Annotated in this window: 9 protein-coding genes; 6 read left to right on the top strand and 3 right to left on the bottom strand. The window is 75.0% G+C overall.

The features are described from left to right. Positions 1-23 precede the first annotated feature (23 nt). The 3 genes from ACFYE1_RS04010 to ACFYE1_RS04000 all read left to right on the top strand — a co-directional run bounded on the left by ACFYE1_RS04010 (position 24) and on the right by ACFYE1_RS04000 (position 5,162). Positions 24-2,177, top strand: coding sequence for a molybdopterin oxidoreductase family protein (locus ACFYE1_RS04010; RefSeq protein WP_387740180.1), 2,154 nt, complete (start codon positions 24-26; stop codon positions 2,175-2,177). Then, positions 2,174-3,772 carry an FAD-dependent oxidoreductase gene (locus ACFYE1_RS04005; protein ID WP_387740178.1) on the top strand — a complete coding sequence of 533 codons (1,599 nt, stop codon included), beginning with the start codon at positions 2,174-2,176 and terminating at the stop codon, positions 3,770-3,772. Before ACFYE1_RS04010 ends, ACFYE1_RS04005 begins: the two co-directional genes overlap by 4 nt. A gap of 166 nt (positions 3,773-3,938) precedes the next feature. Continuing rightward, on the top strand, positions 3,939-5,162 hold the full coding sequence (locus tag ACFYE1_RS04000) for a heparan-alpha-glucosaminide N-acetyltransferase domain-containing protein (RefSeq protein ID WP_387740175.1): 1,224 nt from the start codon (positions 3,939-3,941) through the stop codon (positions 5,160-5,162). On the opposite strand, the gene ACFYE1_RS03995 is transcribed toward ACFYE1_RS04000, so the two are convergent. Further along, the gene (locus tag ACFYE1_RS03995; RefSeq protein ID WP_387740173.1) at positions 5,144-6,286 is read right to left on the bottom strand and encodes a uroporphyrinogen-III synthase; all 1,143 of its coding nucleotides are present in this window, start codon (positions 6,284-6,286) and stop codon (positions 5,144-5,146) included. The genes ACFYE1_RS04000 and ACFYE1_RS03995 overlap by 19 nt on opposite strands. A gap of 89 nt (positions 6,287-6,375) precedes the next feature. Continuing rightward, a complete protein-coding gene (nirB, locus tag ACFYE1_RS03990; protein ID WP_387740172.1) occupies positions 6,376-8,994 on the bottom strand; it encodes a nitrite reductase large subunit NirB in 2,619 nt (872 codons plus the stop codon). Positions 8,995-9,219: 225 nt separating this feature from the next. On the opposite strand from nirB, the gene nirD reads away from it, so the two are divergent. The 3 genes from nirD (at position 9,220) to ACFYE1_RS03975 (ending at position 12,147) form a co-directional block, all read left to right on the top strand. Next, positions 9,220-9,609 carry a nitrite reductase small subunit NirD gene (gene nirD / locus ACFYE1_RS03985; RefSeq protein ID WP_387740171.1) on the top strand — a complete coding sequence of 130 codons (390 nt, stop codon included), beginning with the start codon at positions 9,220-9,222 and terminating at the stop codon, positions 9,607-9,609. A 48-nt stretch (positions 9,610-9,657) separates the two neighbouring features. Next, positions 9,658-10,701 (top strand): hypothetical protein, encoded by a 1,044-nt coding sequence (locus ACFYE1_RS03980; RefSeq protein WP_387740169.1) that lies wholly within the window; start codon positions 9,658-9,660, stop codon positions 10,699-10,701. Positions 10,702-10,896: 195 nt separating this feature from the next. Next, positions 10,897-12,147, top strand: coding sequence for a heparan-alpha-glucosaminide N-acetyltransferase domain-containing protein (locus tag ACFYE1_RS03975; protein ID WP_387740166.1), 1,251 nt, complete (start codon positions 10,897-10,899; stop codon positions 12,145-12,147). A 63-nt stretch (positions 12,148-12,210) separates the two neighbouring features. On the opposite strand, the gene ACFYE1_RS03970 is transcribed toward ACFYE1_RS03975, so the two are convergent. Next, on the bottom strand, positions 12,211-13,992 hold the full coding sequence (locus tag ACFYE1_RS03970) for a phospho-sugar mutase (protein ID WP_387740165.1): 1,782 nt from the start codon (positions 13,990-13,992) through the stop codon (positions 12,211-12,213). Positions 13,993-14,046 lie beyond the last annotated feature (54 nt).

The following is a 14,046-nucleotide window of genomic DNA, read 5'->3' as shown; positions in this document are numbered from 1 at the left end:
CGACACCAGGAGGAGCCACCCGCATGAGCACGACGGCGACCCACTGCCCCTACTGCGCCCTGCAGTGCGCGATGACCCTGGACACGGGGTCGGACACCGCCGCCGAGCAGGGCTTCCCCGAGGTGCTGGGACGGCAGTTCCCGGTGAACCAGGGCGGGATGTGCCGCAAGGGCTGGACGTCGGCGGAGCTGCTGGCCGACCCGTCGCGGCTCACGGCGCCGCTGCTGCGCGGCGCGGACGGGGTCTTCCAGGAGGTCTCCTGGGAGACGGCCCTGGACCGGATGGCCGGGGAGTTCCGGGCCGCCCAGGAGCGCTGCGGCCGGGACGGGGTCGGCGTCTTCGGCGGCGGGGGCCTGACCAACGAGAAGGCCTACCAGCTGGGGAAGTTCGCGCGGGTGGCCCTGCGGACCTCGCGGATCGACTACAACGGCCGGTTCTGCATGTCCTCCGCGGCGGCCGCCGCCAACCGCTCACTGGGCATGGACCGCGGCCTGCCCTTCCCGGTGACCGACCTCGACGATGCCCACACCGTGCTGCTGCTGGGCACCAACCCGGCCGAGACCATGCCGCCGTTCGTCCAGCACCTGCAGCACGCCCAGGAGCACGGCGGCCTCGTCGTCGTCGATCCCCGTCGCACCGCCACGGCACGGATGACCGAGGACGGGGGCGGTCTGCACCTGCAGCCGACCCCCGGCTCGGACCTCGTGCTGCTGCTCGGCCTGGCTCACGTGGTCCTGCACGAGGGCCTCGCGGACCAGGACTACCTCGAGCGGCGCACCACGGGCCTCGAGGCCTTCACGACGAGCATCAACGCGTGGTGGCCCGAGCGGGTCGAGCAGGTCACCGGGGTCCCGGCCGTGCGGATCCGCCGGGCCGCCCACCTGCTGGCCCGCGAGCGCCGGGGCACGTACGTGCTCACCGGTCGCGGGGTGGAACAGCACGTCGACGGCACGGACACCGCGACCGCCGCGATCAACCTGGCCCTGCTCCTCGGCCTGCCCGGCGTCGTCGGCTCCGGCTGGGGCACCCTCACCGGCCAGGGCAACGGGCAGGGCGGGCGCGAGCACGGTCAGAAGGCGGACCAGCTGCCCGGCTACCGCACCATCACGGACCCCGTGGCCCGCGCGCACGTGGCCGGCGTGTGGGGCGTGGACCCCGCGGACCTGCCCGGCGCGGGGATCCCGGCCGTGGAGCTGCTGACCACCCTGGGCACCGAGCGCGGCGTGCGCTGCCTCTGGGTCAACGGCTCCAACGTGGTGATCGGCGCCCCGGACACCGACGCCGTGACCCGTGGCCTGCAGGCCCTGGACTTCCTCGTGGTCTGCGACTTCTTCTTCTCCGAGACGGCCGAGTACGCCGACCTCGTCCTGCCCGTCCTGCAGTGGGCCGAGGAGGAGGGCACCATGACGAACCTCGAGGGCCGGGTGCTGCGCCGCCGCCGCGCGGTGGACCCGCCGCCGGGAGCCCGGGACGAGCTGTGGATCATGGCCGAGCTCGCCCGGCGGCTCGAGGCCCCCGGCACGTTCAGTCCCGAGCCGGAGGAGGTCTTCGAGGAGCTGCGCCGTGCCTCCGCCGGCGGGAAGGCCGACTACTCGGGGATCAGCTGGGCCGCCCTGGACGCGGACGAGGTCTGCTACTGGCCGTACCCGGCGGGCGGGTCGGCGGGCACCCCCCGGGCCTTCCTCGACGGCTTCGGGCACGCGGACGGGCGGGCCGTGCTCGTGCCGGTCAGGACCCGTGCCGCCGGCCGGGCCGTCGACCCGAGCCCGCGCGGGAACCGCCGGGAGCCCCTCCACCGGGCGGGGACCCTGACCCTCGTGACGGGGCGGTACCTGGAGCACTACCAGTCCGGCAACCAGACCCGCCGCGTGCACTCGCTGCACGAGGCCCGGCCCGAGTCCAAGATGCAGATCCACCCCGCGACCGCGGCCTCCCTCGGCATCCGGGACGGCGCCGTGGTGGAGCTCACCAGCGCCCGGAGCCGCGCCGTGGCCCTCGCCCAGCTGACCTCCGACATCCGTCCCGACACCGTGTTCCTGCCCTTCCACTACGCCGGCCGGCAGACCGCCAACAAGCTCGTGTCCTCGGACGCCGTGGACCCGATCTCGTCCATGCCCGAGTTCAAGGCCGGCTCGGTGACGGTCCGGGCGATCGACCCCGAGGAGACGACCCGATGACCGTGCACCGCCCCACCCGTTCCACCGGCACCCCGATGCGGCCCGGCGAGCACGTGGTCGTGATCGGCTTCGGCCCCGTGGCCGCGCGCTTCGTCGACGACGTCGCCGACCTCGCCGCCGAGGGCACGATCCGGCTCACCGTGATCGGCGGGGAGGCCGACCCCGCCTACAACCGGGTGCTCGTGGGCGAGCACGCCATGGGCCGCGCCGAGCTCGCCACGATGGGACTGGCCGACCCCGAAGCCCTGTCGCAGTCCGGGATCGACGTCCTGCTCGGCACGGAGGTGACCCGGATCGACCGCTCCCGCCGGATCCTGCGCCTCACGGACGGATCGACGGGGGAGGCCCGGGAGCTCGGCTACGACCGCCTCGTCCTCGCCACCGGCGCCCGACCCAACCTGCCCGTGCTGCGCGGGATCAACCCCGACCCGGACGCCTACGAGCACCTCCCGGCCGGCGTCACCGCCCTGCGGGACCTGCGGGACGCCCGTGCGGTCCGCGAGGTCGTCGACCGCCGGGGCCGGGTCGTGGTCCTGGGCGGCGGCGTGCTCGGGCTCGAGGCCGGGCTCGCCGCGAGCGAGGTCGGCTGCCCGGTGACCGTGGTGCACCACGCCCCGTGGGTGATGACCCGCTCCCTCGACGCGGCCGGCGGCGCCCTGCTGGGCCGGGCGCTCGCGGACGCCGGGGTGGGGGTGGCCTCCGGGGCCCAGGCGCGCGAGGTGCTCCTGGACGAGGACCGGCGTTTCCGCGGCCTCCTCCTCGACGACGGCCGGGAGGTCCCCGGCGAGCTGCTGCTGCTCTCGATCGGCGTCACGGCCCGCACCGAGCTCGCCGAGGGCGCCGGACTGCGCACCGCCCGCGGCGTCGTGGTCAACCACGAGCTCGAGGCCGACGTGGAGCAGCGCGTGTTCGCGATCGGCGACTGCGCCGAGGTGCTGTGCAAGGACCCGTCCTGCCAGGTCTGCCCGGGCCGGCAGGGGGTGGGCCCGTCCGGGCTCGTCGGTCCCGGCTGGCGGCAGGCGGAGTGGCTGGCGGCCCGCGTTCGCGCCGAGCTGGAGGCCGTGGCCGACGGCGGCACGACGGTCCTCGCGCCGCTGACCGAGGGTCCCGCCGGTGCGGTGCGGCTCAAGGCGCACCAGGTGGAGCTCGCCGCGGCCGGGGGAGTCGGGGGACTGCCCTGGGAACCCCGTCCGGACGGCGGGTCCGTGGTGCAGTGGGCGGACGGCTCGGCGGGGACCTACGCCAAGCTCGTGCTCGGCCCGGACCGGAGCCTCGAGGGCTACATCGTGCTCGGCCTGCCCGGCTCGGCGGCCGGCATCGGGCTGCTGTACGACCGGGGCGAGGCGGTGCCCGAGGACCCGAGCGTCCTGCTGCGCCTCGACGGGCCGGACGCCGGGAGCGGGGAGAGCCCGATGACCCCGGAGTCGACGGTCTGCCACTGCGCGGGCGTCACGATGGGCCGGATCACGGACGTCGTGGAGGAGGGCGCCGCCACGGTCGAGGAGGTCAGTTGCGCCACGCGGGCCTCCACCGGCTGCGGGGGCTGCAGGGACGCCGTGCGCCGGCTCGTCGAGGAGCACGCGGCCGCGGTGTGACGGGCCCCGGTGCCGACGGAGGATCACCGGTTCTGCGTGTGCATTCGCACAAGGGTGGACAGCGTCGCCGACCCGTTCCGGTTGGCCGGCGTGGCCCGGGGTGCGAAGATGGTCGCGCCCGTCGCCCGTCTCCGCGGGCCGGCCCCGACGAACAGGACGACCATCCATGAGAGAGCGCCCCACCGAGAACCGGCCCGCGGCGGCCGGGGCCCGCGCCGCCGCGGGGCGTGCCTCGAGGCGCCTGGCCGGCATCGACGCCGCCCGTGGGCTCGCGCTCGTGGCCATCATGTGCGTGCACATCCTGCCCATGTCCTACGCGGCCACGGGCCGGCCCACGGTGACGTGGATCCTGTTCCCCGGCGACTCCCCGGCCCTGTTCGCGCTACTGGCCGGCACGGGGCTGGCGCTCATCTCCGGCGGCCGCCGGCCGTTCCGGGGCCGCGAGATGGCGGCCGCCCGGGCGGGCATCGCGGTGCGCGCGCTGCTGCTCCTGGTCCTCGGTCTGGTCATCGGCCACCTCATGCCGCCGGAGCCCCCGGCGTACAACATCCTGATCTACTTCGCCGCGTACTTCGTGCTCGCCCTGCCCTTCCTGGGGCTCGGGCCGCGGGCCCTGTTCCTCGGCGCGGCCGCCGCCCTGGTGGCCGGTCCGCTGCTGCTCCATCTGGTGGGGGACTCGATGCCGGAGTTCTCCGCGTACAACCCGACCGCCGTCACCCTGGTCACCGAACCGGTCGCGGTGCTCGGGCAGCTGCTCCTGACGGGGACCTACCCCGCCCTGCCGTACCTGGCCTATCTGCTGGCGGGCCTGGCCATCGGCCGGCTCAACCTCCGCCGCCGGGACGTCCAGGTCCGGCTGGTCGTGGTCGGCGCGGCGCTCGCGGTGACCGCGAAGCTGGTGTCGCGGCAGCTGCTCTACGCCGGGGACGTCTACACGAGGCTGCTGTTCAGCGACCCGGACCTCACCTCGGCGCAGCTCGAGAGCCTGCTGACCTACGGCCCCACCGGGTCGCTGCCGACGACCTCGCCGTGGTGGCTCGTGCTCACCACCCCGGACGTCAACACGCCGTTCTCCGTGGCGTGGAGCCTCGGGGTGAGCCTGGCCGTCGTCGGGACCTGCCTGCTCCTCGCCCGCCGGCACAGCGCGTGGCTGCTGCCCCTGACGGCGGTGGGTGCGATGTGCCTCACCCTGTACACGGCCCACCTCGTGTTCCTGTCCTTCGAGGTGTTCTACACGGCTCCCATGCTGTGGCTGATCGCGAGCCTGGTGCTCTCCGTGCTGTTCGCCCTCGCCTGGCAGCGCGCCTTCGGGACGGGCCCGCTGGAACGGGCGATGAACGTGGTGGTCCGGCCGGTCCGCCGGGCCGTGGCTCAGCGGTCCAGCCGGTAGCCGCGCTTGATCACGGTGGTGACCAGGGGCGCGGGCAGGATCCTGCGCAACCGGGAGATCACCATCTCCAGGGCGTGCTCGGTCTCCAGGCCCGGCACCGCGGACAGCAGCAGCCCCCGGGAGACCACCGCCCCGGGGTGCGCGGCGAGGGCCCGCAGCACCGCGACCTGCGCGTCGGAGAGCGGGACGAACACGCTCTCCAGGGCGGCACCGGTGCTCATCAGCCGCAGCGTCCCGTGCCGGGTCGGCACCACCAGGGTGCGCTCCTCGACCGCGTGGGTGCACACCGCGCGGACCAGGGCGCCGAGCCGGAAGCGCTCCGGCACGAGCGGCTCCACGCCGACCTCCAGCAGGGGCCCGGCGCACACGGGTCCCACCGCGGCGGCCGTGACGTCCGTGCGCAGGGCGTCCACGAGGTCCTCGTGGCGGCCCAGCTCATGGGCGGTGCTGAACAGGGCGTCCACGGCGGGAGCGGCGGTGAAGGTCAGCACGTCCAGGCGGCGCTCGCACACGTCGCGGATCAGGGCGGGGAGCCGCTCGCCGTCGTCGGCGGACAGCCACCGGTAGGGGGAGACCGTGTCCACGTGCGCCCCGGCGGCCACGAGGCGCTCGAGCTGGAGCTCGTCCGTCAGCCCGTGCAGCTGGACGGCCACGCGGGCGCCGGCCACGCCGTCGGCCAGGAGCCGGTCGACCACGGAGGAGGTCCGCTCGTCCTCGGAGACCTCCGCGTCCTCGAGCTCGAGGGAGAGCACCTGGCCCCGGGCCTTGGCCCCGCGGGTGATGACCCGCGCGGCCCGGAACGCGTCCCGCAGGTCCTCCCCGAGGCCCGCGGCGTCGGCGGCCTCGAACCACCGGCGCAGCCCGTAGGCCGTGGTCACCACGACGATCTCGGGCCGGTGGGCCAGCAGGGTGCGGGTGTCCTCGACCACCCGGGTGTCCTCGGCCACGGGGGAGATCATCAGGGCGGGGGCGTGCACCACCTGCGCGCCGCGGCGCTCCAGGGCGGCGATGAAGTCCGTGGCGCGGCGGTGGGCCGTCACGCCGACGCGGAAACCGGTCAGTTCGCCGAGCGCGCCGGTCGTGCCGAGGTCACCGGGTGCGGGGGCGGAGGGGGCAACGGTCATGGTCCGAGCGTAGGTCGGTCCTGTGACCACGGTGTTTCCCCAGGTTTCCGGTTCCGCACCGCCTGCTCCGCGCCCGGGACCGGGCCGCATCAGGCACGGGTGGCGGCGGCGCCCTCGCGGACCGGAATGCGCGGGCCGGTCAGCAGCACGGGGCCGTCGCCGGCCTCGGCGGCGGCGCGCTCGGCGTCGGTCGCGGGCCGGCGCTGACCGCGCTCCAGCACGTAGTCCTGCGAGTCGTCCGGGGCGGCGTCGTTGACGAAGGAGCGGAAGCGGCGCAGCCGCTCCGGGTCCTTCAGCGTCGCGGCCCACTCGTCCTCGTAGCGGTCCACGTGCCGGGCCATCGCGGCCTCGAGATCCTCGCCGATGCCCAGGGAGTCCTCGACGACGACGGCGCGCGCGTGCTCGACCCCGCCGTCGAGCTCCTCCTGCCACCGGGCCGTGCGCTGCATCCGGTCCGCGGTGCGGATGTAGTACATGAGGTACCGGTCGATGTACCGGACCAGGGTGTCGTCGTCCAGGCCCTGCGCCAGCAGCTGGGCGTGGGCGGGGTTCGCGCCGCCGTTGCCGCCGGTGTAGAGGTTCCAGCCGTCGGTCGTGGAGATGATGCCCACGTCCTTGCCGCGGGCCTCGGCGCACTCGCGGGCGCAGCCCGAGACGCCCATCTTGAACTTGTGGGGGGAGCGCAGCCCCCGGTAGCGCAGCTCCAGCCGCACGGCCATGCCCACGGAGTCCTGCACCCCGTAGCGGCACCACGTGGAGCCCACGCAGGACTTCACGTTGCGCAGCGCCTTGCCGTAGGCCTGCCCGGACTCGAAGCCCGCGTCCACGAGCTCCCGCCAGATCTCGGGCAGCTGCTCGAGCCGGGCCCCGAACATGTCCACGCGCAGGGCCCCGGTGATCTTCGTGTAGAGCCCGTACCGGCGGGCCACCTCACCGAGCACGATGAGCTTCTCCGGGGTGATCTCCCCGGCCGGCACGCGGGGGACCACGGAGTACGTGCCGTCCTTCTGCATGTTGGCCAGCGCCCGGTCGTTGGTGTCCTGCAGGGCGCCCCGGCCGGCGTCGAGCACGTACTCGTCCCGCTGCGAGGCGAGCACGGAGGCGACCACGGGCTTGCAGATGTCGCAGCCCAGGCCGGTGCCGAAGCGGGCGACGACCTCGTCCCACGAGGACAGGTCGAGGGCGCGCACGGCCTCGAAGAGCCCGGCGCGGGAGAGCTCGAAGTGCTCGCACAGCGCCTTGGAGACCTCCACGCCGGCCTTCGCGAGCTCCAGGTCCAGGGTCTTCTTGAGCATCGGGATGCAGGACCCGCACTGGGTGCCGGCGCGCGAGCACGTCTCGAGCTCGCCGATCTCGTGCACCCCGCAGGAGATCTGCTCCCGCACCGCCCCGGTCGTCACGTTGTTGCAGGAGCAGATGACGGCGTCGTCGGGCAGGTCCCCGGCCGGGGCGTCCGCCCCGGAGGCGGAGAGGTAGGCGCCCGGCTCACCGGGCAGCTCCCGGCCCAGCAGCGGGCGCAGCGCGTTGTACGGCTCGGCGTCGCCCACGAACACCCCGCCCAGGAGGGTCCTCGCGTCCTGGGTGACCACGACCTTCTGGTACATCCCGCGGGCGGGGTCCGCGTAGACGACCTCGAGGCAGTCCTCCGTCTCGCCGTAGGCGTCGCCGAAGCTCGCCACGTCCACCCCGGAGAGCTTGAGCTTGGTCGCGGTGTCGAAGCCGTCGAACGTGGAGCGCCCGCCGGCGAGCCGGTCCGCGACGATCTCCGCCATGGTGTTCGCGGGGGCCACGAGCCCGAGGCACTCCCCGTTCCAGGAGGCCACCTCCCCGATCGCCCACACGCGCTCCGCGGAGGTGCGGCACGCCTCGTCGATGACCACGCCGCCGCGCGGGGCGGTCTCGACGCCCGCGTTGAAGGCCAGGCGGTCCCGGGCCCGGATGCCGGTGGCCACGATGACCAGGTCCGCCTCGAGGTCGGCGGAGTCCCGGAACTCGACGGCGCACACCTCGCCGTCGGACTTGCGCAGCCCCACCCCGGAGGGGCGCTCGCCCAGGTGCAGGCGCACGCCGCGCGCCGAGATGAGGGCGTTGAGGGAGCGGCCGGCGCCCTCGTCGAGCTGGGCGTTCATCAGCCACTTGCGGGAGTGCACCACCGTGGCCTCCGCGCCGAGCTCCTGGAGCCCGCCCGCGGCCTCGAGGCCCAGCAGGCCGCCGCCGATGACCACGCCGCGCGGGGTGCGCCCGTACAGCGAGCGCAGCCGCTCGACCTCGGCGCGGATGCCCGCGACGTCGTCGAGGGTGCGGAACACGAACGCGTGGTGGGCGCCGGGGACGTCCAGGCGGGCGGCGTCGGAGCCGGTGGCCAGGACGAGCTCGTCGTAGCCGGTCACCGACCCGTCCGCCGCGGTGACCGTCCGGGCGGCGGGGTCGATCTCCCGGGCCTTCACGCCCTGGCGGAGATCCACTCGCGGGTCCTGCCACACGGTGCCGCCGCCCAGGGTCAGGTCGACGGCGCCGTCGAGGCCCGTGAGCGCCTTGGACAGCTGGACGCGGTCGTAGGGGACCCACGGCTCGTCGGCGAACACGGTCAGGCGCACGTGGTGGTCCTCCGCGGACAGCACCGCCTCCGCGAACCGGTGGGCGGCGGGGCCGCCGCCGACCACGACGACGTGCTGGGGGGACTGCGGGGAGAAGGGGGAGCGCGGCACGGGGACCTCCGGGAGATGGCGGGCGGCTGGGGCGTTGCCCCGACTCTAGGGAGACGGGATTGCCCTGCCGTTGCCCCGCCGTTCCGGTCTCTTTTCGCTTCCCTCACCGGTGCTCCGGACCGGTGTGAGCGGGCTTTGACCGGAGCGAAACCGTCCCGGAGCACGCGCGTCATCGTCCCCGCCTAACGTCGAGCACGACGTTCCCCCGAGCCGCAGGAGGCCCCCATGACGACGATCCTCACCCCGACCACGACGCCGGCGGACGCGTCCCCCCGCGCCGTTGCCGGCACCACGTGGCACGACGTGTGCGCCCTGACGGACCTCGAGCCCCTGTGGGGGGAGGCCGCCCGGGTGGCGGGCCACCAGGTGGCCCTGTACCGGGTGGACACCACCACGGTGCTCGCGGCCGACCACCGCGACCCCCGCACCGGGGCCTGCGTGATGGCCCGCGGCATCCTCGGCTCCCGGGGCTCGGCCGTCACGGTCGCCTCGCCCCTGCACAAGGAGGTGTACGACCTGGCGACCGGCCTGTGCCTCACGGGGGACGGCCCCGCCCTGCCGGTGCACCCGGCCGAGGTGCGCGACGGGCGGGTGCTCGTCGGTCTTCCCCGCTGACGGCACGTCGTCGGCGTTCGTCCAGGAGCTCGTCCGTAAGATGACCGGGTGACACGTCGAAACCCCCGGCCCGGTCCCCGGTGGCTGTGGTCCTGGCTGCCGCGCCGGCACCGCCACCGCGGCGAGACCTCCCGGCGCGCCCGGCGACGGCTGCGCCTGCTCGGGGCGGGTGCCCTGGCGCTGGTGCTCCTGCTCGTCACCACCGTGGCCCTCCTGCTCGGCCGGGACGACGAGACGCCGCAGGCCGAGGCCCCCGAGACCGTCTCGTGCGACCGCTACGGTCTCGACGGCGTCCGGGTCACGGCCCGCGGCCCCGGCGGGCCCACGGACGGAGCCGTGCTGGACGCCCGCGTGTTCGGCCCGGGGGAGGACCGGAAGGACCGCTTCCAGCTCGACTACGAGCACGACGGGATCACCAGCTCGTACCACGTCTTCGCCGAGGGTCTGGACTGGGACCGGCCGGTGGGGGTCGTGTACCACTTCCACGGGGACGGCGCCTTCGAGTACGAGAGCCCCCAGTACACCGCCTCCTGCCTGGCGGAGGTCGCCCGGGAGCACAACATGCTGCTGGTGGTCCCGCGGACACCCGACCGTGCGGGAGAGATCACCTGGTGGGAGGAGCGGGACCTCAACGCGCAGTGGATCCTGGCGCTCATCGAGGAGCGCCTGGAGCCCGAGTACGACATCGACCGCTCCCGCACCTGGCTGACCGGGTACTCCGGCGGGGCCCAGTTCATCAGCCAGAAGCTGCTGGCGGACCACGTCGACCTCGTGCCGGGCGGCGGCGCGATCATGATGGGCGGCGGACAGGCCCCGGACTCGCCCTCCGCGGAGCCCACCCGGGAGCAGCTCCAGGAGCTGCGCCTGCGCTGGGACGTGGGCACGGAGGACGACGGGGACGACCCGCGGGCAGAGTTCGACGCCCTGGCCGCGGCGTCGGACGGGCACGACTGGTACGAGGACCAGGGCTTCGAGCGCGCCCGGATCCGGTACCGGGACGGCGTGGACCACTTCGGGCTGCCCTACGCCCGCATCCTCGAACGCGCGCTGAACGCCGCCGAGGAGGACTCCCAGGACGGGTCCTCGAACTAGCCCCCGGTCCAGGCGCAGAACGCAACAGGGGCGGAAAGCCCGTTCGGCGTTTGCTCTAGTAAGCTCAGGTGTGCACCAGTGCTCCGCGGGGCCGTCGTCCACGGCGCCCGGGCGGGCATCGGGCGCCGTGCCGGGGGCGCGGACGGGGCCGGTCCCGGCCCGGGTGCACGAACCGAACGATCCTGGGGGAACCGCATGTCCGCAGCACGCACGCCGCCGTCCGGAACGGCCACCGCCGCCGGTGGTCCGACCGGAGGAACCGGCCACGACGTCGCGGGCGCACCCCGGCCGACGCGCCGCCTCATCGGCGTCGACGCCGCCCGCGGCCTCGCCCTCTTCGGCATGGTCGCCGTGCACACGCTGCCCTCGTGGGACGAGGCCACGGGCGAGGTGCACTGGTCCTGGACCCTGTTCGCCGGCCACTCGGCCGCGCTGTTCGCCACCCTCGCCGGGGTGAGCCTGGCCTTCGCCTCGGGCGGGCGCACTCCCCGCTCGGGGCGGCGGATGACGGCCTCCCGGTGGGCCCTGGCGGGGCGCGCGGGGGTGATCGCGCTGGTCGGCTTCCTCCTGGGCTTCCTGGAGCTGCCGGTGAGCAACATCCTCATCTACTACGGGATGCTCTTCCTGCTGGCCGTGCCCTTCCTGCGCCTGCGGACCCGGTCCCTCCTGCTGTGCTCCGCGCTGTTCGCGCTCGTCGCGCCGTTCCTCATGCAGTGGTCCGTCGACGTGCTCCCCGGTCTCGAGTACGAGAACCCGAGCCTCGTGGACCTGGTCGCCGACCCGGGCACGGTGCTGTCCCAGCTGCTGCTGACGGGCGTCTACCCCGCGCTGCCCTGGATGGCCTTCCTCCTGGCAGGTCTCGCCGTGGGACGAACGGACCTCAGGAGCCGGAGGGTGCAGACGCTGCTGGCGACGGTCGGGGCCGCGGTGGCCCTGATCGTGTGGTCGGCCTCCGTCCTGGCGCTGCAGGTGCTCGGCGGCTACGAGGCGATCGCCGAGGGCACACCGTGGATGGACGAGTCGGAGATCGACGAGGTGCTCGTGTTCGGCGGGGACCCCACGCTGCCCACCGACACCCTGTGGTGGCTGCTGATCTCAGCCCCGCACTCGAACACGCCGTTCTTCCTGGCGCTCAACGTGGGCCTGGCGCTGTCCGTCCTCGGCGTCTGCCTGCTCCTGGAGCGCGTCGCCGGCACGGTGCTCGCGCCGATCGCCGCGGCGGGCGCGATGACGTTCACGCTCTACACGGCCCATCTGCTCGTCCTCTGGCCGGAGTACTACGACCTCGCGCCCGCCGCGTGGACCGGGGGCCAGATCGTGGCGTTCACGGTGTTCGCCCTGCTGTGGCGGCGGGCCCTGGGCCAGGGTCCGCTGGAGAAGGTGGTCACCCGGTCCACCCGGGCCATCTCGCGCCGGGTCCTGGCCCGGGGCGAGGCGCGGCCGTAGGGACCGGCGACGTCGGAGCCCGCCCACCGACGGAGCCCACGCGCGGCAGGGACCCCGGCGCCGTCAAAGCCCCAGCGCGGCCTCGAGCTCGGCGCGGATCCGCCCGAGCCGCTCCTGCGCCTCGGCCCGGGCGGCCGGCAGCGCGGCACGGCCGGCCACCGGGGCGATCACCTCGAGATAGCACTTGAGCTTCGGCTCCGTCCCGGAGGGGCGCACGATCACGCGGGTGCTGTCCGCGGTGAGCAGGCGCAGGCCCTCGGTGGGCGGCAGTCCGGTCCCCGGGGCGGCGAGGTCGGCGACCTCGACGACCTCGGAGCCGCCCAGCGCCGCCGGAGGGGCGTCCCGCAGGGCGGCCGCCATGACCGGGATGCGGCCCAGGTCCGCCACCCGGATGCTCAGCTGGTTGGTCGCGCACAGACCGTGGGCCAGCGCGAGGTCGTCCAGCACGTCCAGCAGGGTCCGGCCCTGGGTGCGCAGCTCGTCGGCCAGCTCCGCCACCGCCACGGCCGCGCTGATCCCGTCCTTGTCCCTGACCACCTCCGGCGCCACGCAGTAGCCCAGCGCCTCCTCGTAGCCGAACGCGAGCCCCGGGACGCGGGCGATCCACTTGAACCCGGTCAGCGTCTCCCGGTGCGCGATCCCCGCCGCGGCGGCGATCCTCCCCAGAAGACGCGAGGAGACGATGGAGTTCGCGAACACGGCGCCGGTGCGGCCCGTGCACGGGGCCGCCGCGGCGTGGCCGAGCAGCGCGCCGACCTCGTCGCCGCTCAGCATCCGCCACTCCTGCTCCGTCTCCCCGGCCCCGGCCCCGGTCCCGGGCACCGGGACGGCCACGGCCACCCGGTCCGCGTCAGGGTCGTTGGCGAGGACGAGGTCCGCGCCCACGGCCCGGGCGGTGGCCAGGGCCAGGTCCAGGGCCCCGGGCTCCTCGGGATTGGGGAAGGCGACGGTGGGGAAGTCCGGGTCCGGCTCCGCCTGTTCGGGGACCACGTGCACGTCGGCGAGACCGGCCCGCCGCAGGGCCTCCGTCGTCGTGCGCCCGCCCACCCCGTGCAACGGGGTGAGGACGATCCGCAGGGGCCGCTCGGCGCCCGCGGCCGCGGGGACGACGGCGCGGAGGTAGTCCTGCTCGACGCTCCCGGGCAGGACGGTCCACCCGTCCGGCGCCCGCGGGATGTCCTCGACGGGGCCGACGGCCACGATCCGCTCGGCGATCATCCGGTCGTGCGGGGCCACGATCTGGCAGCCGCGGGCCTCCGGCTCCACGGCCCGGCCGCCGAGGTAGACCTTGTAGCCGTTGTCCGCCGCCGGGTTGTGGCTGGCCGTGACCATGACGCCCACCTCGGCCTCGCGGGCCCGCACCGCCCACGCGAGGACCGGAGTGGGCAGCGGCGCGGGCATCAGCAGCGTCTCGATGCCGGCGGCCGTGAACACCGCGGCGGTGTCCCGGGCGAAGACGTCGGAGTTGTACCGGGCGTCGTAGCCGACCACGGCCCGCGGAGGCCGGCCGCCGGCCGCGGACCGGTCGGTCCCGACGGTGGTGTCGCCGACCGTGGCGCCGCCGGCGGCGGACAGCACGTGGGCGGCCAGCCCTGCGGCGGCGCGCAGCACCACCACCCGATTCATCCGCATCGGTCCGGCGCCCAGCGCCGCCCGCAGCCCCGCGGTGCCGAACTGGAGAGTGCCCGAGAAGCGGTCGGCCAGCTCCGCCCGCGCGGCGTCGTCTCCGGTGACGGCGGCCTCGACGAGGGCGTCGAGCTCAGCGCGGGTGGCGGGGTCCGGGTCGGCGTCCCCCCACGCGCGCGCGGCGCCGAGGAGCTGCTCGGTGCGGGAGTCGGTGGTCATGGCGCGGCCTCCTCAGGGTGTCGGGTGCGCCGGGGTGCCGGACCCGGAGTCCGT

Origin of the sequence: Kocuria nitroreducens (assembly GCF_042879195.1) — a bacterium.
GTDB classification, from domain to species: domain Bacteria; phylum Actinomycetota; class Actinomycetes; order Actinomycetales; family Micrococcaceae; genus Kocuria; species Kocuria nitroreducens.
The sequence above is the reverse complement of the archived record's forward strand: the minus strand, read 5'-3'. Positions and strand labels throughout refer to the sequence as shown.

Bases quoted from the DNA above. Each gene is read 5' to 3' on its own strand.
- ACFYE1_RS03975 (WP_387740166.1), top strand. From the start codon at position 10,897: ATGTCCGCAGCACGCACGCCGCCGTCCGGAACGGCCACCGCCGCCGGT.
- ACFYE1_RS03995 (WP_387740173.1), bottom strand. From the start codon at position 6,286: ATGACCGTTGCCCCCTCCGCCCCCGCACCCGGTGACCTCGGCACGACC.
- nirD (WP_387740171.1), top strand. From the start codon at position 9,220: ATGACGACGATCCTCACCCCGACCACGACGCCGGCGGACGCGTCCCCC.
- ACFYE1_RS03970 (WP_387740165.1), bottom strand. From the start codon at position 13,992: ATGACCACCGACTCCCGCACCGAGCAGCTCCTCGGCGCCGCGCGCGCG.
- ACFYE1_RS04010 (WP_387740180.1), top strand. From the start codon at position 24: ATGAGCACGACGGCGACCCACTGCCCCTACTGCGCCCTGCAGTGCGCG.
- ACFYE1_RS04005 (WP_387740178.1), top strand. From the start codon at position 2,174: ATGACCGTGCACCGCCCCACCCGTTCCACCGGCACCCCGATGCGGCCC.
- ACFYE1_RS04000 (WP_387740175.1), top strand. From the start codon at position 3,939: ATGAGAGAGCGCCCCACCGAGAACCGGCCCGCGGCGGCCGGGGCCCGC.